This is a genomic window from Streptomyces sp. ADI95-17 (assembly GCF_003846175.1).
GTDB classification, from domain to species: Bacteria; Actinomycetota; Actinomycetes; order Streptomycetales; family Streptomycetaceae; genus Streptomyces; species Streptomyces sanglieri.
In genome coordinates, this window is the sequence record NZ_ML123049.1 from 447,686 (window position 1) to 470,340 (window position 22,655).

Genomic DNA, 22,655 nt, shown 5'->3' on the forward strand with positions numbered 1-22,655 from the left:
GCCTTTCAACTCAGCCAGGGCAGCATCGGGTTGACCCAACCGGATGCGAGCAGGGCGGTGAGCACGAGCAGTGTTGTGGCGGCCAGCGCCTCGGGCCAGCGTCTGGGCAGCAGTGGGCGCCCCCTCGGCCGTGCGGACCGGGCGGGTGGGCGTGTTGTGGAACCGGGGCGCAGTTCGGCCCACAGACCGCGGATCAGGGGCAGGTTGATCTGCCACTGCACCAGCAGATAGAGCGCGAGCCCCCAGTTGGGCGCCCACCCGTTGCGGGCCAGGGCCAGGGCGAGACCGGCGGTGGCCGCGCCGGTGGAGCAGCAGAGCCAGACGAGGGAGACGATCACGACCCGGCGGGCCATGCCGCCCTTCGCCGCACCGCCGGCCCCGGTGGGCACCCAGGCCGCGCTGCGGCCGCGCAGGGTGTGCAGGAAGGCGGCCCCGGCGGCGACGCTCGTCAGGACATTGGCCCGGATCACCTCGACCCGCCAGTGGGTCCGGCTGATCCTCGGCAGCAGCACGTGCCAGAGCCAGAGCGGGGCGAGCAGTGGCAGCACGTGCCAGGGGCGGACGTCGTCCGGGTACCGGAACAGCATCACCAGCGGCGGCAGCGGGGCGGCGAAGGTGTTCACCGCCGTCGTCAGATAGCCGACGACGCCCTCGTAGAAGCACAGCCGCATCCGCCAGGGGGCGCGCATGCGGGCGAGCACGGGCGTGCCCAGCAGGTGCAGGTTGCCCATCGCCCAGCGGTACTGCTGGTTGACGAACGACGCGAGGTTGTCCGGCGAGGTGCCCTTGGCCACCAGCACCGGGACGTACAGGGTGCGGAAGCCCTGCTCGTGGAGGGCGAGCCCGGTGAACAGGTCCTCGCTGTGGTCGAGTCGGGCGAAGCCGCCGGCCAGGTCGATGGCGCTGCGGCGGTAGACCGCGTTGCTGCCGCAGCAGATCGCGGCGTCACTCGCGTCCCTGGACGGCTGTATCCAGCGGAAGAACCACTCCTGCGCGGATCCTGCGGCTCGCTGGATCCAGCTCATCGTCCCGTCGGTGTCGAAGCACTGCGGGCTCTGCACGATGCCGACCCCCGGATCGGCGAGATACGGCACGAGATGGCGCAGGAAGTCGGGCCTGGGAGCGAAGTCGGCGTCCAGTACGGCGATGTACCGGGCGCTGCTCAGGGTGAGCGCGTGGTTGAGGTTGCCCGCCTTCTTGAGGTGACCCCGGTCGGGCCGGACGACGTACCGGTATCCGTACGAGGCGGCCAGCTCGGCGACCTCGGGGCTCGCGGCGTCGTCCAGCACCCACACGGTCAGCGCGCCGGGCCAGTCGACCGCCGAGACCGCGCGGTAGGCGTTGTCGAGGACGGCCAGGGGTTCGCCGCAGGTCGGTAAGTACAGGTCGACATCGGGGAGTTCGGTCGGATACCAGGCGTGCACGAGCACTTCGTGCGAGCGCCTGGTCAGCCGCCGCTGGCGCAGGCTGTTGACCGAGGAGAGCACCAGGGCGACGAGGTTGAGGGCGAGCACCGCGAGGAAGGCCCACAGGGCCGGGGTGCGCAGGGCGAAGGTCAGCATCGTCGCCGCGGTGAGTACGAAGGCCAGCGAGGAGCTGATCAGTACCCAGCGGCGCTGCGGGCCGAAATACCAGTAGAGCTCTTGATCGGACGGCGGTTGCGGAAGGTGATGGGTCGTCATATGGCCCCCATGGCCGTGCATGTGGTGGCGTCAGGAGATCCACCGTACCGCCAAAGGTATAGACCATTTGCCAATGGAGTGTTAAATGCGATGCGGATCAAGGTGTCCGGGAGTGGTCCGGACCTATTCGATCGCCCGAGTCCGTGCCGTGCGGGAATCGCGGGGCCGCGCGCGGGTTAACAGTCGTCCAACTCCCGTACGGGTGACGATCGGTGGCGACCGGTGGCGTCGGGAACGGCGGTGCCGCAGCGGGGCCGACGCGGCCCGTCACGCCCGTGACCGGCGGATATTCACTGGCGCGGGCCCCGGCCGCCGGGTAGAAATGCCGCCATGAGTACATCCATGCCCCCGCAGACCGCGCAGGACTCCGTCGACCGACGGGACTTCGTCCGCACCACATTCGACCTCGGTGATGTGGTGCTGCGCCCATGGAGCCGGCGGGACACCGAGTCGGAGGGCGTGCTGGACGGTCTGGTGGCCGCCGCGGCCGACCCGCAGATCGCCCTCTGGAACCCGATCGCGACGAAGGACCGCGCCGCCGCCCTCGCCTGGGTGGAAGCACGCGACGGAGCCTGGGACCGCGGCGCCGTCGCCCCCTTCGCCGTGGTGGAAGCCTCCGACGGTGCGCTGCTGGGTGCTGTCACACTGCGCTGGGTCGACCGCGAGGACGGCCTCGCGATGATCGGTTACTGGCTGCTGCCGGCCGCCCGCGGACGGGGCATCGCCACCCGGGCGACCGGGGCGGTGACGAGTTGGGGCTTCGCGACGGCCGATGCCCGCCGGATCGAGATAGCCCACGCCACCGGCAACGAGAGCTCCTGCCGGGTCGCCGACCGCTGCGGCTACCTCCCCGAGGGCACCCTGCGCGACTCCCACCGCTTCGGCGACGGCAAGTACCACGACGAGCACCTGCACGCCCGCCTGGCCACCGACCCGGAACCGGTCGCGGCGGCGCCCATGGCGTGAGCGTCACCACAACGTCCTGAAGGCGCAACAGTTCTGCCCTGAACTCCCCGTGCCCGGCCCGCGATCGTAGGATCGACGCGGCATCGGGGAGACGGGGTGGTCGATCGTGATGTGCGGCGGGCCGATACGCAGGTACGGGATCCTGGTATTGACGCCATTGCTGCTGGTGGCCTGTTCCAGCGGCGAGCAGAGCCCGGGACGGGAGGGCGGGAGCCCGCACCCACCGGGCAGCGCGAGCACGAAGCCGGGCGGCGCGACCGTACGACCCGCCGCCGGTTCCGAGGACGCCGGGACCATCGAGGCGGACCCGGCCCGGCTCCCCGCCTCCAGAAGCGCGGCGCTCGATCTCATCGCACGAGTGATCGCCGACCCCGACAGCTTCGGGCCCGGAGTGGTCCGACGCAGCCCGTACGAGAGCGATCCGGCCACCTGGCCCGTCCTCGGGACCGACTGCGTCTGGCACCAGGAGAAGCCGGCCGGCAGCGTCCTCGCCACCGTCACCCGCTCCTTCGAAGTACCCGCGGCCCAGGGCAAGGGGCCCATCCGGCTCTCCGCCGTCATGACCGTCCACCGCACCCGTGAGGACGCGCGGTGGGAGATGGCCGAGTCGATCGAGGAGACGATGCGCTGCCCCACGCAGCAGTTGCGCAAGGGTGAATCGATCGGCTCCATGGTCTCCGCCTCGCTGTTGCAGGGCGAGAGCGGCCAGAACGGCTCCGAGGACGCGTTGACCGAGATCGGCGAGTACCGGAGCACCGGGCTCGGCGGCCCCCATCCGTACTCCTGGCAGCAGTCGCAGATGCTGCAGTTCACCCTGGCCGTGACGGGCAGGGGGGCCAAGGGGCGGACCGAGGACGAGATCGGCGATCTCACCACCCAGGCCCAGGCCGCCATGGAGCTCCGGCTCAAGTCCGCCGTCGAGAAGCAGAGCTGAGGGAGAGACCGGCCGATGGATGAGCTGCATGCCTCGGACCCGTCGCGGATCGGCGGACACCGGCTGCTGGGCCGGCTCGGAGCCGGCGGGATGGGGGTCGTCTACCTCGGCCGCACGGACACCGGGGCACTCGCCGCGGTGAAGGTGATCCTGCCCGAGTACGCCGAGGACGACGACTTCCGGGCCCGCTTCCGCCGCGAGGTCGAGGCCGCCCGCCGGGTCGAGAGCCCCTGGGCGGTTCCGGTCACCGGCGCCGGGACCGAGGGCGAACGCCCCTGGCTGGCAACGGCGTTCGTGCCGGGCCCGGCACTGTCGGAGGCGGTCGCCCGGTGCGGGCCGCTGCCCGCACGCAGTGTCCGGGTCCTCGGACGCCTGCTGTCCCGTGCGCTGGCTTCCGTGCACGCCGCCGGGCTCGTCCACCGCGACGTCAAACCGGGCAATGTGCTGCTCACCGTCGACGGACCACGCCTGATCGACTTCGGTATCGCACGGGCCGTCGACGCCACCGCGCTGACCGCGACGGACCTGCTGGTGGGAACCCCCGGTTTCCTCTCGCCGGAGCAGGCCACCGGCGGCGGCACGTCCGCCGGACCCGCGAGCGACGTCTTCTCGCTGGGCTGCCTCCTGGCGTACGCCGCGACCGGCCGGCCCCCCTTCGGCAGCGGTGCCGCAGAGGCCCTCCTCTACCGCACCGTGCACGACGAACCCGACCTCGACGGAGTCGACGACCCCGAACTACGTGCACTGCTCGGTACGTTGCTGGCCAAGGACCCCGCCGCGCGGCCCACCGCCGCGCAGCTCGACGGGCGGATCGTCGAGGACGCGCCCGACGGTTCCGTCGACTGGCTGCCCGAGGACGTCGTACGGCTGATCGCCGACCGGTCCGCCGCGATGCTCGCGCTGCCCGAGATCGACGCCACGGTCACCGAGGAACCCGCGACGGCCGTGCCCCGCCCCGGGCGGCGCGGGCTCCTGCTGCTGGCGGGCGCCGGAGCGGTGGCCGCGGCCGGTGGCGGCGCCTTCGCCGTACGGGAGTGGCTGCGCGACGACCCGGACGCGAGCGGTGCGGCCGCGCCCGGCGAACGGGCCTGGATCATCGGCGTACAGGCGGATCTCTCCGGTCCGGGGAGTGCGGCCGGACGGGCGCAGGAACGTGGCGTGCGCCTCGCCGTCGAACGGTTCAACTCCCGTGCGGACAAACCCTTCACGCTCCGGGTGAAGACCCGCGACGACCGGGGGGAGGCCGCCCGCGCCGTGCGGGTCGCCGAGCAGTTCACCCGCGACCGCGATGTGCTCGCCGTGATCGGCCCGACCGGCGACCCCGCCACCGGTGCCGTCCTCGCCGCGTACGACGAGGCGATGCTGCCGCTCATCACCGTGTCCTCGCTCCAGATCGCCTACCCCGCCAGGTCCAAGAAGTCCTTCTTCCAGGCCGCCCCGACCGACGCCACGCTGTCCGCGCCGATCATCAGCCGGCTGGTGCTGCGGCCCGACGTCGAACGGCTCGGCGTGCTGCTCGACCGCTCCGGCGGCCAGTCCGCCTACCAGGTCGGCTACCTCACCAACATGAACGTCGGGCTGCTCACCACCGGCACCGCCTACCCACGAGTCGTACCGACCGGAACCCGCGACTTCGCTCCTGTCATCGCGGACATGCTCGCGCACGCCAGTGACGCCTTCTTCTACGCGGGCGACACGGCCGGCGCCGCCCGCACCGCGCGCGCCCTCGCCGCCACCCCCTTCAAGGGGCCCCGCATGGCCATGCACACGGCCATGGACGCCGGCTTCCTGAAGGACGCCGGGGAGAGTGCCGAAACCTGGGAGTTCACCGCCCCCTACATCGACGCCACCGCTCCCCGGGCCAAGGAGTTCACCGCGGCACACCGCGCGAGATTCGGGGGCGCTCCCGGCCACTGGGCCGCCGAGGCGTACGACGCGGCCGGACTCGTCGTCGCCGCCCTCGCCGCGCTCACCAAGGGGGCCCAACGGCCCGCGCGGGCCGCACTCGTGGCGAAGATCGCCGCGTCCACGTACGAAGGAGTGTCCCGGACCTACGCCTTCGACGAGAGCCACCGCCTCAAGGGCAGCGACGCGTATCTCTACCGAGTGCGCGACGGCGGCTACCACTACCTCGGCCCGGCGCCGAAGACCGGGACCTGATCCGGCATGCGGCCGCTCACCCCGGACGACCCCCGCGCCATCGGCGAGTACCGCACCCTGGTGCGGCTCGGCGCGGGCGGCATGGGCGTGGTGTACCTGGCCCGTTCGCCGGGCGGGGCGCTCGCCGCGGTGAAGGTGATCCGGGCCGAGCACGCAGCCGACCCCGGCTTCCGGGCCCGCTTCCGGCGCGAGACCGAGGCCGCCGGGCGGGTCACCGGACCGTGGGTGGTCCCGGTGACCGGAGCCGACACCGAGGCCCGGGAACCCTGGCTGGCCACCGCGTTCGTGCCGGGCCCCTCGCTCGCCGAGGCCGTCGCCGCCGAGGGACCGCTGCCGACCGGGACCGTCCGGGTGCTCGGCGCCCGCCTCGCCGGTGCGCTGGTCGCGGTCCACGAGGCCGGTCTCGTCCACCGCGACGTCAAGCCGGGCAATGTGCTCCTCGCGCTCGACGGGCCCCGGCTCATCGACTTCGGCATCGCACGCCACGAGGGCGCCACCGCCCTCACCGCGACCGACGCCGTGATCGGCACCCCCGGCTACCTCGCCCCCGAACAGGCCTCGGCGGGGCCGGTCGGACCGGCCTGCGACATCTTCGCGCTGGGCTGCGTCCTGGTGTACGCGGCCACCGGGCGGCGTCCGTTCGGCCACGGCACCGCAGCCGGGGTGCTCTTCCGGACCGTCCACGAACAACCCGACCTGGACGGACTGCCTCCCGGGCTGCTGTCCCTGGTCGAAGCCTGCCTGGCCAAGGACCCGGCCGACCGGCCCACCGCGCGTCAGGCCGAGGAACGGCTCACCGATGCCGCGCCCCCGGACGCGCGCTCCTGGGCGCCGCCGGGTCTGTCCGCCCTGATCGCCGAACGCTCGGCCGCCGCCCTCGCGCTCCCCACCCCCGAACCACCCACCGTCATCGGGGATCCGGGCCCGCCCGGCCCGTCCCGGCGCCGACTGCTCACCGCCGCGGCCACCGGCGCGGTCCTCCTGACCGGCGGCACCACCGCCGCCCTGGTGGCGGGGCGGCAACGCCACGGGGGGACGTCCTCCCGCACCCTCCCCACGTACACGATCGGCCTGCACGCGGACCTGAGCGGGCCGGGCAGGGCGGCCGGCCTGGCCCATGAACGCGGCATCCGGCTCGCCGTCGACGACCACAACTCCCGTACCGACGCGGGCTTCCGGCTCGCCCTGCGCACCGAGGACGACGCAGGGGACGCGGACCGCGCCCTGAGCACCGCCAACCGGCTGGTCGCCGACCCGGACGTGCTCGCCGTGGTCGGCCCCACCGGGAACGTCGCCGCCGCGGCCGTCGTCAGCCGCTACGAGGCGGCGCACCTGGCCCAGGTCGTCGTCGCGGCGGGATCCACCACCGCTCAATCGTCGGTCGCCAAGACCCTCTGCGTGACCCGGCCCTTCGACGACTCGCTGTCCATCGCCCTGATCGGCTACCTGGTCCGGGCCCGCACGGCCGGACGGGTGGTCGTCATCGAGGACCGTGGCACCCCCGGGGGCAGCTGGGGGGTCGCCCACAACTTCCAGGACGCCTCGATCGCGGGAACCCGGATATCGGTGCACCCGGTCGACGCGGACACCGCCGGCTTCGCCCCGGCCGCCCGCGCGGTGGTCGCCGCCCGGGCGGTCGCGGTCGTCTACGCCGGATCGGCGCCCGGCCGGGCCGCCCGCTGCGCCACCGCCCTGGCCGACGCGGGATTCACCGGCACCGGCATGTCCGTCGGACCGGTCCTGGCACCCGCCTTCCTCCGCGGTGCGGGCAGGGCCGCCGAGGGGTGGGTCTTCGCCCAGGCGTACACCGACCCGACGGCGCTGCCGGCCGCGAAGGCGTTCACCGCCGCGCACCGCGAGTGGTTCGGAGCCCCGCCGGGCCGCTGGTCCGCCGAGGCGTACGACGCGGCCGGCCTGATCGCCAGGGCCGCCCGGACCACCAGCGCTGCCGACGCGGAACGCGGCGGCATCGCCCAGCGCCTCTTCCGGACCACCCACCGGGGCATCACCCGGACACTGTCCTTCCGCCCCGACATCCGTCAGGTGCGCATCGAGACGGGGATGTTTCTCTACCGGGTCCAGGGCGGGCGGGCGCGCTTCCTGGGGCTCTTCTCGAAGGTGTGAGCTCGAAGGTGTGAAGCGGAGCGGCGCAGGTACGGCGGGGGAGCAGTACGCCCATGCGGCTCCCGGCCGGGGCACGGCATGAAGCGGATCTTCGGGCGCGCTTAAGAAAACCTCGATGGACCTGTGGCGCGGGGTGCGGCAGATTTCTCCGTGACGGCCGAGGATGGTGCGCGGCAGCCGATCGACGCGCGCTGCCGATGTGTCCCGTCCCTCTCGATCCTCCCCGGGCCGCAGGCTTCGTTCAGGTAAGCCCCCGGCCCGGGGTACTCAACGCCGTACCAGCGCAGGGAGCCACTGCCGTGAAGGCACTCGTGAAGCAGAAGGCCGAGCCGGGACTCTGGCTGATGGACGTGCCGGAGCCGGAGATCGGCCCCTCGGACGTACTGATCAAGGTGCTCCGTACCGGCATCTGCGGCACCGACCTGCACATCCGCAACTACGACGGCTGGGCCCAGCAGGCCGTACGCACCCCGCTCGTCCTCGGCCACGAGTTCGTCGGCGAGGTCGCGGAGACCGGCGCCGACGTCGTCGACATCAACGTCGGCGACCTGGTCAGCGGCGAGGGCCACCTGGTGTGCGGCAAGTGCCGCAACTGCCTGGCCGGCCGCCGCCACCTGTGCCGCTCCACGCTCGGGCTCGGCGTCGGCCGGGACGGGGCGTTCGCCGAGTACGTCGCGCTGCCCGCGTCCAACGTCTGGGTGCACCGGGTCCCCGTCGACCTCGACGTCGCCGCGATCTTCGACCCGTTCGGCAACGCCGTGCACACCGCGCTGTCGTTCCCGCTGGTCGGCGAGGACGTACTGATCACCGGTGCCGGACCGATCGGCATCATGGCCGCGGCCGTCGCCAAACACGCGGGCGCCCGCAACGTCGTCATCACCGACGTCAGCGAGGCCCGCCTCGAACTGGCCCGGAAGGTCGGCGTCAGCCTCGCCCTGAACGTCGCCGAGGAGACCATCGCCGACGGCCAGAAGCAGCTCGGACTGCGCGAGGGCTTCGACATCGGTCTGGAGATGTCCGGCCGGCCCGAGGCGATGCGCGACATGATCGCGAACATGACGCACGGCGGCCGGATCGCCATGCTCGGACTGCCGTCCGAGGAGTTCGCCGTCGACTGGGCGCGCATCGTGACCTCGATGATCACCGTCAAGGGCATCTACGGCCGAGAGATGTACGAGACCTGGTACGCCATGTCCGTACTGCTGGAGGGCGGCCTCGACCTCGCCCCCGTGATCACCGGCCGGTACGGCTACCGCGACTTCGAGGCGGCCTTCGACGACGCGGCGAGCGGCCGCGGCGGCAAGGTCATCCTCGACTGGACCTCCTGACCCGACGCCCTCGTGGCCGACGCCACCGTAGACAGCTGGGAGACACCCCTCATGTTCGACTCCGTACGCGACGACATGCGCACCACCCTCGAAGAGATCGAGGCCGCCGGACTGCACAAGCCCGAGCGCGTGATCGGCACCCCGCAGTCCGCGTCGGTCGCCGTCACCGCGGGCGGCCGCCCCGGTGAGGTGCTCAACTTCTGCGCCAACAACTACCTGGGCCTCGCCGACCACCCCGACGTGATCGCCGCCGCCCACCAGGCGCTGGACCGCTGGGGCTACGGCATGGCCTCGGTCCGCTTCATCTGCGGCACCCAGGAGGTCCACAAGGAACTGGAGCAGCGGCTCTCCACGTTCCTCGGCCAGGAGGACACGATCCTCTACTCCTCCTGCTTCGACGCCAACGGCGGTGTCTTCGAGACCGTCCTCGGCCCGGAGGACGCGGTCATCTCCGACGCCCTCAACCACGCCTCCATCATCGACGGCATCCGCCTCTCCAAGGCCAAGCGGTTCCGCTACGCCAACCGAGACATGGACGACCTGGAGAAGCAGCTCAAGGAGGCGTCCGGCGCCCGGCGCAGGCTCGTCGTCACCGACGGCGTGTTCTCCATGGACGGGTACGTCGCGCCGCTGCGCGAGATCTGCGACCTGGCCGAGCGCTACGACGCCATGGTCATGGTCGACGACTCGCACGCCGTCGGCTTCGTCGGCCCCGGCGGCCGCGGCACGCCGGAGCTGCACGATGTGATGGACCGGGTCGACATCATCACCGGCACCCTCGGCAAGGCGCTCGGCGGCGCGTCCGGCGGCTATGTCTCGGCCCGCGCCGAGATCGTCGCGCTGCTGCGCCAGCGCTCCCGTCCGTACCTCTTCTCCAACTCCCTCGCCCCGGTCATCGCGGCCGCCTCGCTCAAGGTCCTCGACCTGCTGGAGGCCGCCGGTGACCTGCGCGAGCAGCTCAACGCCAACACCGCGCTCTTCCGTGCCCGGATGACCGAGGAGGGCTTCGACATCCTGCCCGGCGACCACGCCATCGCCCCCGTCATGATCGGGGACGCGGCGAAGGCAGGCCGGATGGCGGAGCTCCTCCTGGAGCGCGGTGTGTACGTGATCGGGTTCTCCTACCCGGTCGTCCCGCAGGGCGCGGCCCGCATCCGCGTCCAGCTCTCGGCCGCGCACTCCACGGCGGACGTGAACCGCGCCGTCGACGCGTTCGTCGACGCGCGGGCCGCGCTGGGGGAGTAACACCCCGGGCCCGGCCGGGAGCCCCGGCCGGGAACTCCGGCCGGGCGGGGGTTCCCGCCTGACCTGGGACAATGGGCACATGATCGATTCACGGCGGCTGCGCATCCTCCGTGCGGTGGCCGACCACCGCACGGTGACCGCCGCGGCCGCCGCGCTGTATCTCACCCCCTCCGCCGTCTCCCAGCAGCTCGCCGCGCTGGAACAGGAGACCGGGCACCGGCTCGTCGAACGGGGCGCGCGCGGCGCCCGGCTCACCGCCGCCGGGGAGATCCTGCTGACCCACACCAACGCGGTGCTGGCCCAGCTGGAACGGGCCGAGGCGGAACTCGCCGCCTACAGCGCGGGCGACGCGGGTACGGTCACCGTCGCCGCGTTCGCCACCGGCATCGGCCTGGTCCTCGCCCCCGCGATCGCCGCACTGTCACGCACCGCGCCCGGCATCCGGGTCCGGGTCCAGGACGCCGAGGGCGACGCCAGCGTGCCGATGGTGCTCGACCGGCAGGTCGATGTGGCGGTCGCCGTCGAGTACCGGGGCGCCCCGGACGAGGACGACCGGCGGCTGACCCGGGTGCCGCTGTACTCCGAGCCGTTCGACGCGGTGCTGCCGGTCGGGCACCGGCTGGCCGGCCGGGAACAGGTGGCGATCGCGGACCTGGAGAAGGACGCGTGGATCGGCCCGTACCCCGGCAACCCCTGCCACGACGTGGTGGTCCTGTCCTGCGAGTTCGCCGGTTTCCAGCCCAGGATGGAGCACTCCTCGGACGACTTCCGCGCGGTGGTCTCACTGGCCGGGGCGGGCGCCGGGGTGGCGCTGGTGCCGCGGTCGGCGCTGCTCGGGATGGAGCTGGCCGGGGTGGTGGTGCGGCCGGTGGAGGGCAGCGCACCGACCCGCCGGGTCTTCGCCGCGGTGCGGCACGGGGCGGCGGCGCACCCGCTGATCGCCCCGGTGCTCGACGCGCTGGCCGCCGCGGCGGCACGGGAGGGGGCGCTGCCCCTGCCCGCGTCGCCGTGACACCGCGCCGCGAGCCGTACGGGACCTCGCGGACGCGGACACGGACGCGGGCGCGGACACGGCCCGGGGCCGGTCCGGCGGGGCGTCCTCACGTCCGGCGTCCTCACGTCCGGCGTCCTCACGTCCGGCGTCCTCACGTCCGGCGTCCGAGTACGGAACGGCCGCCGCCGGACCAACCCGGCCACAACGCCCCCGCACCCGCCGCCACCGCCACGGCCAGCGCGAGCGCCCCGTACCGGGCCGGTGGCAGATACGGCATCGAACCGGTCACCGACACCGCGAACGCCAGCAGCGGGATCACCGCGACCAGTGTGCCGATCGTCAGCCCGGCCACCGCCACCATCCCCGTCTCCAGCACCAGCATCCGCCGCACCTGACGGCGGCCCGCACCGACCGTCCGCAGCAGCCGGAACTCGGCACGGCGGCCCACCGTGATCAGGGACAGCGTGCTGACCACGGCGAGCAGCGCGAAGCCGCCGATCACCCCGACACCGATGACGACCATGGCGTTGTCCTGGTCCGACGACGGGGGTGCGATGCGTACGTCGTCGGCCGTCGCGGGACGCACCTGGGCACCCGGGTACGCGGCGAGGGCGCGCCGTACGGCCGGGGCCGCCCCGCCGTCCGCCGAGCGGACCAGGATCAGCTGATCGCGCGGGGCCGCGACATGCCCGGCCAGCGCCTCGCGCAGCAGCATGAACTCGCCGAGCCCCAGGGCCCGTTCGTACAGCGCCACCACCCGCAGCCGTACCTCGGTGCCGTCGCCGAGACGGAGTTCCACCGAGTCGCCGACGCCCACATCGAGATCGGAGGCCCGGTCCTCGCCGACCGCGACCGTGCCCCTGCCGGTGAGGTCCGCCGGATCGCCCGCCGTGATGTGCGGGTCGAGCGTGCCGGCCAGCTGGTCCGCCGTCACACCCAGCACGGGGAACCGGTCCAGCTTCGGCTCGCCCATCTCGCGGTGGGCGAGCACGACACCGGAGCGCAGCACCCCGGTCGCGGCCTCCACCCCCGGGGCCTCGCGCACGGCCCGCGCCGCACCGGCCGGCAGCCCGGCGGCCGGGCCCGTCACCACCAGGTCGGCCCGGAGCGCGGCGGCGGCCTGCCGGTCGGCGGCCCGCTCCAGCGTCGAGCTCGCCGCCAGCTGCACACAGACGAACGCCACCACCAGCACGATCGGGGTGATCGCCGCACCGAGGCGCCGATGGTGCGCGGCGGCGGACCTGTCGGCGAGGAAGCCCGAGACCCCACCGGCCCGCCGCAACGGTGTGCCCAGCACCCGTGTCGCCCCCCGGGCGATCCACGGGCCGAGCAGCGCCACCGCGATGATCAGCGAGGTCGCGGCGCCCGACGCGGCCACCGCGGCGGCCTGCCCGCCCTGCGCCGTAGCCGCACCGGCCGCGCTCACCCCAGCCAGGGCCAGCACCGCCCCGGCGACCGTACGGACCCGTCCCGGCTCGCCCGGCTCGGGCGCACCGGCCGCACCCAGCGCGGCGGCGGGGCGCAGCCCGGTGACGGCCCTGGCCGCGAGGACCGCCACCGGACGGGCGGCGAGCGCGACGAGCACCCCGGCCGTGACCGTCGCGGCGAACGGCAGCCACACCGGTACCGGCAACGGCAGCGGGTCCGTCGTCAGCAGCGACCGCATCAGCAGCCCCAGCGGTACGGCCCCGACCGCGCCGAGCACCGCCGCGGCCCCGGCCACCCGGCTCACCTCGCGGCCGACGGCCGACCTGAGCTGCCTCGGCGTCGCCCCCACGGCACGCAGCAGCGCCAGCTCACCGGAGCGCTGGTGGACCGCCTGGGAGATCGTGGTGGCGATCACCAGGAGCGCCACCATGAAGACCGTTCCCGTGATGGAGGCGAGCAGCGGCAGCAGTTCGTTGCGGGCGCCGAGCGCGTCCGGATGCTCGGCCTGCCCGCGCTCCGCGCCGGTGAGCACCCGGACCTCGCGGTCGCCACGGGCGCGGTCGGGCAGCGCCGCCCCCAGCGATGCCCGCAGCGCGTCCGTGGAGACGCCCTCCTCGGCGAGGACGCCGATCGCATCGACCGTGCCGGGGTGGCCGGCCACGGCGGCGAGGTGGTGTTCGGTGAGGAACACGGCGGGGGACCCGCCCCGGTGACCGGTGCCGGCGATCCCGCTGACGGTGTACGAGCGGGGAGCTCCGTCAAATTGCAATGTCACATGTGAACCGGTCCCGCTCCCGGTGGCGGCTGCCAGCGCGCCGTCGATCACCACCTCACCGGCGGTCCGGGGCGCGTGTCCGTCCGTCAGCCGGTACGGAGTGAGCGCGGCAGCCGTCCAGGAACGGCCGACGGCAACGGCCGCGTCCGCCACGGCACCACCGCTCCCGGGGTCCGTCACCGTCACCGTCACCGGGACCGAATCGTCCGCGACGGCCTTCGCGACGCCCCGCGCGCTCGCCGCCTTCGCCACCAGGGAGCGGTCGAGCCGCACCCGTTCCGGCAGATACGCCGTTGCGGTCTTCGGCTCGCTGCCCCACGGCTTCGCCGTGTACGTCACCCGCTGGTCACCGGCCACCACCGCGTCGGCCCCCGGGTAACGCTCCACCGGCGGCTGCGCCAGCAGCAGTGAACCCACGACGAAGGCGAAGGCGCCGATCAGCGCGGCCGCCGCCGTGGTCGCCGTGAACACCGCGCCCCAGGACCGGCGATGGGCCTTCAGTGAACGCCGGGCGAGGAACGCCGACGCCCGCCGGACCCCGGCCCGTGCGTCCGCCCGGGGCCGCGCCGCCCGCTCGTCGCCTGCCCTGCTCCCGTTCCCGTTCCCGTTCCCGTTCCTGTTCCCGTTCCTGTTCCCGTTCCCGTTCCCGGTGCTGTTCCCGTTCCCGGTCCTGTTCTTGCCTACGGTCGCGCTCATCGCAGCCGACCGCCGTCCATCGTCAGCACGGTGTCCGCCCAGCTCGCCGCCACCGGATCATGGGTGACCATGACGACCGTACGGCCGTCGATCCGCACCGCATCCCGCAGCAGACCGAGCACCAGCGCCGCCGACTCCGGATCCAGGGAGGCCGTCGGCTCGTCCGCGAAGATCACCTCGGGTTCGGTCACCAACGCCCTTGCCACCGCGACCCGTTGCTGCTGCCCACCGGAGAGCGTCGCGGGCCCCTGCGCACCACGCCCCGCCAGGCCGACCCGGGTCAGCAGATCCCGCCCGCGGCTCAGCACCCGCTCGTCCTCCGGATCGGCGCCCGCCAGCACCAGCGGCAGCACGACGTTCTCCTCGATGCTCAGCGAGGGCACCAGATTCAGGGCGTGCGACTGGAAGACGAAGCCGATCCGGTCCCGGCGCAACCGGGTCAGCGCCGCCTCGGAGAGCGCACCGAGATCGGTGCCCCCGATCCGTACCGTGCCCGCCGTCGGACGGTCCAGCCCCGCCGCGCACTGGAGGAACGTGCTCTTCCCCGAGCCCGAAGGACCCACCACCGCGGTGAAGCTCCCCACCGGTACCGCACAGCTGACCGCGTCGAGCGCGGTCGTCTCCCGGTCGCCCCGGCCGTGGCGCCGGCTCACCGACTCCAGACTCAGCGCGGACGCCCGCACCGCCGTGATCGTGTCCACCGTTGATTCCACCATTCCTTCGTCTGCCCCGCCAGGTCCGTTCCGACCTGCGTAAACGCTATGAACCGGGGGCCGGCCGGGCGAGGGTGCGCGGTCCCGGAACGGGGTACAGCCAGCTCCACCGGGGCCCGGGAGAGGGCCCCACTCCGGTGGCCGAGCAGCCCCCGTAACGTGGTCGTCATGAACACCGCACCAGCCCCGCTGACAACCGCCATCCGGCGTTCCTGGGATGCGTCGCGCTACCTGTTCATCGGCATCGCGGTCGCCCTGCTCGCGTATGTGAGCGCGTTCCTGGTGGTGGCGGTCCTGCTGTTCGGCGCCGTGATCATCGGGCTGCCCGCACTGCCGGAGGCCGCCAAGGTGCTGCGCCGGTTCGCGGAGTACGAGCGGCGCAGGGCGGCGAAGCGGCTGGGCATCGAGTTCACACCGACGCCCTATCCGTCGTTGGACAGCGCCGAACTCTCCGAGCGGGTGCGGCGCGTACTGACCGATCCGACGGTGTGGCGCGACGCGCTCTGGCTGCCGCTCCAGGCGCTCATGGGCAATGTCGTCGGATATGCGGCCTTTGTGTTGTGGCCGGTCGGGCTCCTCGTGGACGGCGCCGCGCTGCCGGTCGTGCGCCTGCTGGACCGGCGGGCCGCCGACGAATACGGCACACCGATGCCCGAGCGGCCCGGCTGGGTGCTGCGCTGGCACTGCGTACTCGCCGACCTGTCGGCCGGCTGGACCAGGTCCCTGCTCACGTCCTCGCCGTCCACCGCGCTCGCCGAGCGCATCGCCCAGCTGACCGAGAGCCGGGCCGGCGCGGTGGAGGCGCACGGCGCCGAACTGCGCCGCATCGAACGCGATCTGCACGACGGCGCCCAGGCCAGGATCGTCGCCCTGTCCCTGCGCATCGGCCTCGCCAGACAACTCCTCGACAGCGACCCGGCCGCCGCGCGTGTCCGTCTGGACGAGGCGCAGGACGGCGCGGAGGCGGCCCTCGCGGAACTCCGGCACGTCGTGCGCGGCATTCACCCCCCGGTGCTGACGGACCGTGGACTGGCCGGTGCGGTAAGGGCGTTGGCCGCCGACGCGGGCGTGCCCGTCGCGGTGGAGCTGGACGGCGTGGAGGACGGCCGGCGGCTTCCGGCCGCGATCGAGGCCGCCGCCTACTTCGTCATCGCCGAGGCACTCACCAACATCAGCAAACACAGCGGTGCGACGGCCGCGACCGTGCGCATCGCCCGTACCCCCGGCACCCTGCGGGTGACCATCAGCGATAATGGGCACGGCGGCGCGGACGAACGGCGCGGCACCTCGCAGAACCCCTCCACCGGCAGCGGTCTGGTCGGCATCGGGCGGAGGATCGCCGCTCTGGACGGCACCACCCGCATCAGCAGCCCCATCGGGGGGCCGACGGACATCGAAGTGGAGCTGCCGTGCGGATCGTGATCGCCGAGGACAACGCGCTGTTGCGGGAGGGCCTGATCCTGCTGCTCACCAGCTCGGGCCACGAGGTGGTGGCCGACGTGGCGACCGGGCCCGAGGTGCTGCCCGCCCTGCTGGCACACCGTCCGGACGCCGCCGTGCTCGACGTACGGCTCCCGCCCACCTTCCGCGACGAGGGGCTGCGCGCCGCGCTCGCCGCCCGCGCGGAGCTGCCCGAACTGCCGATCCTGGTGCTTTCGCAGTACGTGGAGGAGACGTACGCCGCCGAGCTGCTCGCCAAGGGCGCGCAGGGCATCGGCTACCTGCTGAAGGACCGGATCGGCCGGGTCGACCAGTTCCTCCAGGCGCTGGAGCGGGTGGCGGGCGGCGGCACCGCGCTCGACCCCGAGGTGGTGACCCAGCTGCTGACCCGCAAGTCGTCGGCCGAGCCGCTGCAGAGCCTCACCCCGCGCGAGCGCGAGGTGCTGGAACTGATGGCGCAGGGCAAGGCGAACGGCACCATCGCCGGTGAACTGGTCGTGACGGAACGGGCGGTGAGCAAGCACATCGGCTCGATCTTCGCCAAACTCGGCCTGGAACCCGACGACGGCACGGTGCACCGTCGGGTGCTGGCGGTGCTCGCCTATCTGGAGGGCACGGGGGCCCGCTGACCCCGCGCCCGGCCGGATTCAAGTCCCTTGACCAGGTGGTGGACGGCCACGCCGATCGCCACACCTGCCCCGAGCACGGCCAGTACGGGCGCGATGCGGGCACGCGGAGAGTTCACTTTTCATTTCCTCGTCCTGCGGATGACCGCTGGAGGGGAGATGCGAACGCCCCGGGTTCCCGCGCCGGCGATCGCGCGGGAACCCGGGGCACATGACACCGTGCAGAGGGGGATCTAGTACTTGGCGTAGTACGTGTAGCAGGTGTAGGCGAGACCCGCCGTGTGGTGGGCGTTGGACGTCTGCCCGGCGGGCTTGGTGTCCTTGATGATGTATCCGGCCATGTTCACGGTCGAACCGTGCTTCACGCTGCCGTGGTAATAGTTCGAGTAGCAGTACTTGTAGTTGTCCCGGGCCTGCCAGCCGTAGCTCCACGTCCCGCCGCCGACTTCGACGATCTTCATCGGCGTGACGCTGCCCTCCGCCGCGTCGGGGATCGTGACCTCCACCACGCCCCATTCCTCGGGGTCGCCCAGCTGCGCAGGTGCCGGGGTGCCGTCGCCGCGGGTGTGGACGGAAATGGTGTTGCTCGTCGCCTGGTCGATGCCGACCTGGGCGGCGGTGGCCGGCGTGGCGAAGACGCCGGAAGCCAGGGCTGCGGTCGAGACGGCGAGAGCCGCCGTTCTGCCGAACTTCTTCATGGAATATCCCCCTCGTCCAGCCTTCCTGTGAAGGCTTGGAGAAGATCATCTGCAGGCCCGTGTGCTCTGCAAAGAGAGATTCGGCAAGTTGGCCGGAATCCTTCTTGGCCGACATGGGCCTTTAACTCCGCTTGGGATTGATGGAGTCCACGGGAGCCGGCGTGCGGACGGGGCCCCGCCCAGGGGCCGGATCAGGGAACCCGAGCCCCGCTCGCGTCGACCGGCCCGGACGGGCAGGATGCTGTGTGCCGTGTCGCGTCGCCAGGAGGTCCCGCATGTCCAGCCAGAGCCAGCCCGTGCCGTTCACCGCCGACGACTACCGGGCCCGGATGACGCGCGCGGCCGACACCGCCGCCGAGGCCGGGCTCGCGGGCGTGCTGGTCGCTCCCGGCCCCGATCTCGTCTACCTCACCGGCTATCGGCCCGTGAACACCGAACGCCTCACCGTCCTCGTCCTCACACCGGGGCAGGACCCGGTTCTCGTCGTCCCGACGCTGGAGGCCCCGGACGCGGAGAAGGCCGTCGGCGCCCCGGCACTCACCCTGCGGGACTGGACCGACGGCAAGGACCCCTACGCCGTCACCGCCCCGCTGCTCGACGGCCACGGCCGGTTCGGGATCAGCGACAACGCCTGGGCGATGCATCTGCTCGGCCTCCAGCGGACGCTGCCGGACACCTCGTACGTCTCGCTCACCGAGGCCCTGCCGATGCTGCGCGCGGTGAAGGACGCCCCTGAACTGGAGCGGATCGCCGCCGCCGGAGCCGCCGCCGACGCCACGTACGGCGAGATCCTCAAGGTGCGCTTCTCCGGCCGCAAGGAGACCGACATCGCCGCCGAACTGGCCGGACTCCTCAAGCGGTTCGGGCACTCCCAGGTCGACTTCACGGTCGTCGGATCCGGCCCCAACGGCGCCAATCCGCACCATGAGGCCGGGGAGCGCACCATCGAGCGGGGCGACATGGTCGTACTCGACTTCGGCGGCCTCAAGCACGGCTACGGCTCGGACACCTCCCGCACGGTCCACGTCGGCGAGCCCACCGCCGAGGAGCAGCGGGTCCACGACATCGTGCGGGAGGCGCAGGAGGCGGGCTGCAAGGCGGTCCGGCCGGGCGTCGCCTGCCAGGAGATCGACCGGGCGGCCCGCGCCGTCATCACCGAGTTCGGCTACGGCGAACGCTTCATCCACCGCACCGGCCACGGCATCGGCGTCACCACCCACGAACCGCCCTACATGATCGAGGGCGAGGAGCAGCCGCTGGTCCCCGGGATGTGCTTCTCGGTGGAGCCGGGCATCTATCTGCCGGGCCGGTTCGGGGTCCGGATCGAGGACATCGTGACCGTGACCGAGGACGGCGGCCGGCGCCTCAACAGCACGTCACGCGAGCTCGCCATCGTCGAGTAGCCGGACGCGGGGGCCGGCCGCCGCGCCCGAGCCCCCTCAGCCGTCGGCCAGCACCGCGCCCGAGCCCCCTCAGCCGTCGGCCAGCACCGCGCCCGAGCCCCCTCAGCCGTCGGCCAGCACCACGCACGACTCCGGCGGCAGCCGTAGCAGCCCGTCGGCGCCCGGGGCCGCCACCGGCTCCCACGCCGCCACCACCCGGTCCCCGCCGCCCCGGCGCCGGCCGCCGCCCAGCGGGATCGTGGCCGGCTTCTCGCCCAGGTTGACCGCGATCCGCAGATCGCCCCTGCGGTACGCCAGCCAGCGCGCCTGCTCGTCGTGGGCGGTGCGCACCGACGCCAGATCCGGATCGCTGAGGTCGGGCAGCGCGCGGCGCAGCGCGATCAGCTCCCGGTACCAGGCGTGCAGCCGGGCGTGCGGCTCCTGCGACGGTTCGTTCCAGTCCAGACAGGAGCGGTCGCGGGTGGCCGGGTCCTGCGGGTCCGGAATGTCGTCCGCCGCCCAGCCGTGCGCCGCGAACTCCCGCCGCCGGCCGTTGCGGACCGCCTCGGCGAGCTCCGGATCGGTGTGGTCGGTGAAGAACTGCCAGGGGGTGCGGGCGCCCCACTCCTCGCCCATGAACAGCATCGGAGTGAAGGGCCCGGTCAGTACGAGGGCCGCGGCGCAGGCCAGCAGGCCGGGGGAGAGCGTCGCGGAGAGCCGGTCGCCCAGGGCCCGGTTGCCGATCTGGTCGTGGGTCTGGGCGTAGCCGACGAAGCGGTGGGCGGGCGTGCGGGCGATGTCGACGGGACGGCCATGGGTCCGGCCCCGGAAGCTGGAGTACGTCCCGTTGTGGAAGAACGCGCTGGTCACGGTCTTGGCGACGGCGGCCAGCGGAGCCTGGGCGAAGTCCGTGTAATAGCCCTGGGACTCACCGGTCAGCGCGGTGTGCAGGGCGTGGTGGAAGTCGTCGTTCCACTGGGCGTGCAGCCCGAGGCCGCCCGAGTCGCGCGGTGTCGTGGTCCTCGGGTCGCAGAGGTCGGACTCGGCGATCAGCGGCAGCGGACGGCCCAGTTCCGCCGCGAGCGCGTCGGCCGCCGCCGACAGTTCCTCCAGGAAGGTCAGCGCCCGGCCGTCGGCCAGGGCGTGGACCGCGTCCAGTCGCAGCCCGTCCAGCCGGTAGTCCCGCAGCCAGCCGAGCGCGCTGCCCAGCAGGAAGGCCCGCACCTCGTCCGAACCGGGAGCGTCGAGATTGACCGCCGCCCCCCACGGCGTGTGATGGGTCTCGGTGAAGTACGGGCCGAAGGCCGGGAGGTGATTGCCGGACGGGCCGAGATGGTTGTGGACCACGTCCAGCAGGACCGCGAGCCCGAGACCGTGCGCCGTGTCGACAAAGCGCTTCAGCCCGTCCGGTCCGCCGTACGGCTCGTGCACCGCCCACAGCGACACCCCCTCGTACCCCCACCCGTGGGTGCCGGGGAACGGACAGACCGGCATCAGCGACACATGGGTGACACCGAGCTCGGCCAGATGCCCCAGCCGGGCGGCCGCGGCGTCGAAGGTGCCCTCCTCGGTGTACGTGCCGATGTGCAGCTCGTACAGCACGGCGCCCGGCAGCCCCCGGCCCGGCCAGTCGCTACGCCATGCGAACGACGAGTGGTCGACGACGGCGCTCTCGCCGTCCGGCCCGTCCGGCTGGCGCCGTGAACGCGGATCGGGGAGCACCCGTCCGTCGCTCCCGCCCCCGTCCAGGACGAAGCCGTAGCGGTCCCCGTCCGACGCCGGCGCCTGGGCCGTCCACCAGCCGGAACGGGCCGGATCACGCTCCATCGCCCACGGCTCGCCCGCCAGCCGCAGCCCCACCTCGTCCGCATCCGGTGCCCATACCTCGAACAGCATGCAACGCTCCTCGTCTCATCGCCCCGAGCCCCATCGTGGGCAGCGGCCACGATCACCGGCCCACAACACTGGATCGAGCCCGTTACTGGCGATTAAGGTCTGGTTCTGATCATTGCCCCATCAGGTTCCGCTCAATACGCACTCCCTCGTACGGCTGTGGAGGCCGAGATGACTGTGCCGTCGTTCCCGCCCGGTTTCCTCTGGGGAGCCTCAGCGTCCGCCTTCCAGACAGAGGGGGCGTCCGACACCGACGGCAAGGGCCCCTCCGGCTGGGACGCCTTCGCCGCCCAGCCCGGACGGATCAAGGACGGCACCGACACCACCCGCGGCACCGGCTTCCACCAGCACTACCGCGAGGACGTCGCCCTGCTGGCCGGCCTCGGCGCCGACGCCTTCCGGTTCTCCGTCAGCTGGCCGCGCGTGGTGCCCGGCGGCAGCGGACCGGTCAACCCGCAGGGGCTCGACTTCTACGACCGCCTCGTCGACGAACTGTGCGCCCACGGCATCACCCCGGCCCCCACCCTCTACCACTGGGACACCCCACTGCCGCTCGACGAGGAGGGCGGCTGGCTCAACCGCGACACCGCCTACCGCTTCGCCGAGTACGCGGGCATCGTCGCCGAACGCCTCGCCGACCGCGTACCGATGTGGATCACCATCAACGAACCGGCCGAGGTGACGCTGCTCGGCTACGCCCTCGGCGAGCACGCACCGGGCCGCACCCTCCTCTTCGACGCCCTGCCCGCCGCCCACCACCAGCTCCTCGCCCACGGCCTCGCCGTGCGCGCGCTGCGCGGCGCGGGCGCCGACAACATCGGCATCGCCGTCTCGCACACCCCCGTCTGGACCGCCGGCGACCGCGACGAGGACCGGCTGGGCGCGGAACTGTACGACACCATCACCAACTGGATGTTCGCCGACCCGGTCCTCACCGGCCGCTACCCCGACGAGAACATCGCCGCACTGATGCCGGGCCCGGTCGAGGACGACCTCACGACCATCTCCACCCCGCTCGACTGGTACGGGATCAACTACTACAACCCCACCCTCGTCGGCGCCCCCGACACCAGCGCCCCGGAGAACTTCTCCGGCTTCCGGATGCCCCCCGAACTCCCCTTCGGCATCCGCGAGATAGAGGGCTACGAGAAGACCGACTTCGGCTGGCCCGTCGTCCCCGACGGCCTGCGCGAAACCCTCGTCCAGCTCCACACCCGCTACGGTGACCGGCTCCCCCCGCTCTACATCACCGAGAACGGCTGCGCCGTCGACGAGCCCGCCGAGGACACCCGCCGGATCGCCTACCTCGAAGGACACCTGCGGGCCCTGCGCACGGCCATCGACGCCGGGGTCGACGTGCGCGGCTACTTCACCTGGTCGCTCACCGACAACGTCGAATGGATCGAGGGCGCCAGCAAGCGCTTCGGCCTCGTCCACATCGACTACGAGACGCTGCGCCGGACCCCCAAGGACTCCTATGCCTGGTACCGCGACCTGATCCGTACGCAGAAGACGGGCGGTCCGGCACACTGACCTGACGAACGGCCCCCGGAGTGATCCATACTTCGCGG

The 22,655-nt window shown here is 72.9% G+C and carries 17 protein-coding genes; 11 read left to right on the plus strand and 6 right to left on the minus strand.

Translation table 11 applies throughout. The features are described 5' to 3' along the window. Positions 1–5: 5 nt before the first annotated feature. Positions 6–1,682 carry a glycosyltransferase family 2 protein gene (locus tag EES42_RS28780; RefSeq protein WP_124721193.1) on the minus strand — a complete coding sequence of 559 codons (1,677 nt, stop codon included), beginning with the start codon at positions 1,680–1,682 and terminating at the stop codon, positions 6–8. 330 nt (positions 1,683–2,012) lie between these two features. On the opposite strand from EES42_RS28780, the gene EES42_RS28785 reads away from it, so the two are divergent. From EES42_RS28785 to EES42_RS28815, 7 genes are all read left to right on the plus strand, one after another. After that, entirely contained in the window at positions 2,013–2,648 is a 636-nt protein-coding gene (locus EES42_RS28785; RefSeq protein ID WP_206433627.1) for a GNAT family N-acetyltransferase, read from the plus strand. Between the two features lie 139 nt (positions 2,649–2,787). Continuing rightward, positions 2,788–3,582: a hypothetical protein gene (locus EES42_RS28790; RefSeq protein ID WP_346775434.1), complete on the plus strand. Its 795-nt coding sequence runs from the start codon at positions 2,788–2,790 to the stop codon at positions 3,580–3,582. 15 nt (positions 3,583–3,597) lie between these two features. Then, positions 3,598–5,742: a bifunctional serine/threonine-protein kinase/ABC transporter substrate-binding protein gene (locus EES42_RS28795; RefSeq protein WP_124721194.1), complete on the plus strand. Its 2,145-nt coding sequence runs from the start codon at positions 3,598–3,600 to the stop codon at positions 5,740–5,742. A 6-nt stretch (positions 5,743–5,748) separates the two neighbouring features. Then, positions 5,749–7,866, plus strand: a complete 2,118-nt coding sequence (locus EES42_RS28800) for a bifunctional serine/threonine-protein kinase/ABC transporter substrate-binding protein (RefSeq protein ID WP_124721195.1) — start codon at positions 5,749–5,751, stop codon at positions 7,864–7,866. Between the two features lie 299 nt (positions 7,867–8,165). Continuing rightward, on the plus strand, positions 8,166–9,194 hold the full coding sequence (gene tdh / locus EES42_RS28805; protein WP_124721196.1) for an L-threonine 3-dehydrogenase: 1,029 nt from the start codon (positions 8,166–8,168) through the stop codon (positions 9,192–9,194). Between the two features lie 51 nt (positions 9,195–9,245). After that, on the plus strand, positions 9,246–10,439 hold the full coding sequence (locus EES42_RS28810) for a glycine C-acetyltransferase (protein ID WP_124721197.1): 1,194 nt from the start codon (positions 9,246–9,248) through the stop codon (positions 10,437–10,439). Positions 10,440–10,518: 79 nt separating this feature from the next. Then, on the plus strand, positions 10,519–11,451 hold the full coding sequence (locus EES42_RS28815) for a LysR family transcriptional regulator (protein ID WP_124721198.1): 933 nt from the start codon (positions 10,519–10,521) through the stop codon (positions 11,449–11,451). Between the two features lie 133 nt (positions 11,452–11,584). Here EES42_RS28815 and EES42_RS28820 read toward each other — a convergent pair whose 3' ends face one another. Further along, positions 11,585–14,332 (minus strand): ABC transporter permease, encoded by a 2,748-nt coding sequence (locus EES42_RS28820; protein WP_124721199.1) that lies wholly within the window; start codon positions 14,330–14,332, stop codon positions 11,585–11,587. Next, on the minus strand, positions 14,329–15,048 hold the full coding sequence (locus tag EES42_RS28825; RefSeq protein WP_164495358.1) for an ABC transporter ATP-binding protein: 720 nt from the start codon (positions 15,046–15,048) through the stop codon (positions 14,329–14,331). Before EES42_RS28825 ends, EES42_RS28820 begins: the two co-directional genes overlap by 4 nt. 165 nt (positions 15,049–15,213) lie before the next feature. Between EES42_RS28825 and EES42_RS28830 the strand changes: the two genes are divergently transcribed. Together EES42_RS28830 and EES42_RS28835 are read left to right on the plus strand one after the other, a co-directional pair. Then, a complete protein-coding gene (locus EES42_RS28830) occupies positions 15,214–16,467 on the plus strand; it encodes a sensor histidine kinase (RefSeq protein ID WP_124721200.1) in 1,254 nt (417 codons plus the stop codon). Beyond that, on the plus strand, positions 16,455–17,114 hold the full coding sequence (locus EES42_RS28835; protein ID WP_124721201.1) for a LuxR C-terminal-related transcriptional regulator: 660 nt from the start codon (positions 16,455–16,457) through the stop codon (positions 17,112–17,114). Before EES42_RS28830 ends, EES42_RS28835 begins: the two co-directional genes overlap by 13 nt. Here the strand turns inward: EES42_RS28835 and EES42_RS44970 are convergent. Beyond that, positions 17,087–17,230, minus strand: a complete 144-nt coding sequence (locus tag EES42_RS44970; RefSeq protein ID WP_164495359.1) for a hypothetical protein — start codon at positions 17,228–17,230, stop codon at positions 17,087–17,089. The genes EES42_RS28835 and EES42_RS44970 overlap by 28 nt on opposite strands. 114 nt (positions 17,231–17,344) lie before the next feature. Further along, on the minus strand, positions 17,345–17,809 hold the full coding sequence (locus EES42_RS28840) for a lactococcin 972 family bacteriocin (protein WP_124721202.1): 465 nt from the start codon (positions 17,807–17,809) through the stop codon (positions 17,345–17,347). A gap of 275 nt (positions 17,810–18,084) precedes the next feature. Between EES42_RS28840 and EES42_RS28845 the strand changes: the two genes are divergently transcribed. Beyond that, entirely contained in the window at positions 18,085–19,212 is a 1,128-nt protein-coding gene (locus EES42_RS28845; protein ID WP_124721203.1) for a M24 family metallopeptidase, read from the plus strand. A 102-nt stretch (positions 19,213–19,314) separates the two neighbouring features. Here EES42_RS28845 and treZ read toward each other — a convergent pair whose 3' ends face one another. Further along, positions 19,315–21,087, minus strand: a complete 1,773-nt coding sequence (gene treZ, locus EES42_RS28850; protein WP_124721204.1) for a malto-oligosyltrehalose trehalohydrolase — start codon at positions 21,085–21,087, stop codon at positions 19,315–19,317. 168 nt (positions 21,088–21,255) lie between these two features. On the opposite strand from treZ, the gene EES42_RS28855 reads away from it, so the two are divergent. Further along, positions 21,256–22,617, plus strand: a complete 1,362-nt coding sequence (locus tag EES42_RS28855; protein ID WP_124721205.1) for a GH1 family beta-glucosidase — start codon at positions 21,256–21,258, stop codon at positions 22,615–22,617. Positions 22,618–22,655 lie beyond the last annotated feature (38 nt).

Excerpts from the sequence above, each read along its gene's own strand:
- EES42_RS28780 (WP_124721193.1), bottom strand. The coding sequence starts at position 1,682 with ATGACGACCCATCACCTTCCGCAACCGCCGTCCGATCAAGAGCTCTAC.
- EES42_RS28815 (WP_124721198.1), top strand. The coding sequence starts at position 10,519 with ATGATCGATTCACGGCGGCTGCGCATCCTCCGTGCGGTGGCCGACCAC.
- EES42_RS28830 (WP_124721200.1), top strand. The coding sequence starts at position 15,214 with ATGAACACCGCACCAGCCCCGCTGACAACCGCCATCCGGCGTTCCTGG.
- EES42_RS28825 (WP_164495358.1), bottom strand. The coding sequence starts at position 15,048 with ATGGTGGAATCAACGGTGGACACGATCACGGCGGTGCGGGCGTCCGCG.
- EES42_RS28795 (WP_124721194.1), top strand. The coding sequence starts at position 3,598 with ATGGATGAGCTGCATGCCTCGGACCCGTCGCGGATCGGCGGACACCGG.
- EES42_RS28800 (WP_124721195.1), top strand. The coding sequence starts at position 5,749 with ATGCGGCCGCTCACCCCGGACGACCCCCGCGCCATCGGCGAGTACCGC.
- EES42_RS28785 (WP_206433627.1), top strand. The coding sequence starts at position 2,013 with ATGAGTACATCCATGCCCCCGCAGACCGCGCAGGACTCCGTCGACCGA.
- EES42_RS28810 (WP_124721197.1), top strand. The coding sequence starts at position 9,246 with ATGTTCGACTCCGTACGCGACGACATGCGCACCACCCTCGAAGAGATC.
- EES42_RS28845 (WP_124721203.1), top strand. The coding sequence starts at position 18,085 with ATGTCCAGCCAGAGCCAGCCCGTGCCGTTCACCGCCGACGACTACCGG.
- EES42_RS28820 (WP_124721199.1), bottom strand. The coding sequence starts at position 14,332 with ATGAGCGCGACCGTAGGCAAGAACAGGACCGGGAACGGGAACAGCACC.
- EES42_RS28840 (WP_124721202.1), bottom strand. The coding sequence starts at position 17,809 with ATGAAGAAGTTCGGCAGAACGGCGGCTCTCGCCGTCTCGACCGCAGCC.
- treZ (WP_124721204.1), bottom strand. The coding sequence starts at position 21,087 with ATGCTGTTCGAGGTATGGGCACCGGATGCGGACGAGGTGGGGCTGCGG.
- EES42_RS28855 (WP_124721205.1), top strand. The coding sequence starts at position 21,256 with ATGACTGTGCCGTCGTTCCCGCCCGGTTTCCTCTGGGGAGCCTCAGCG.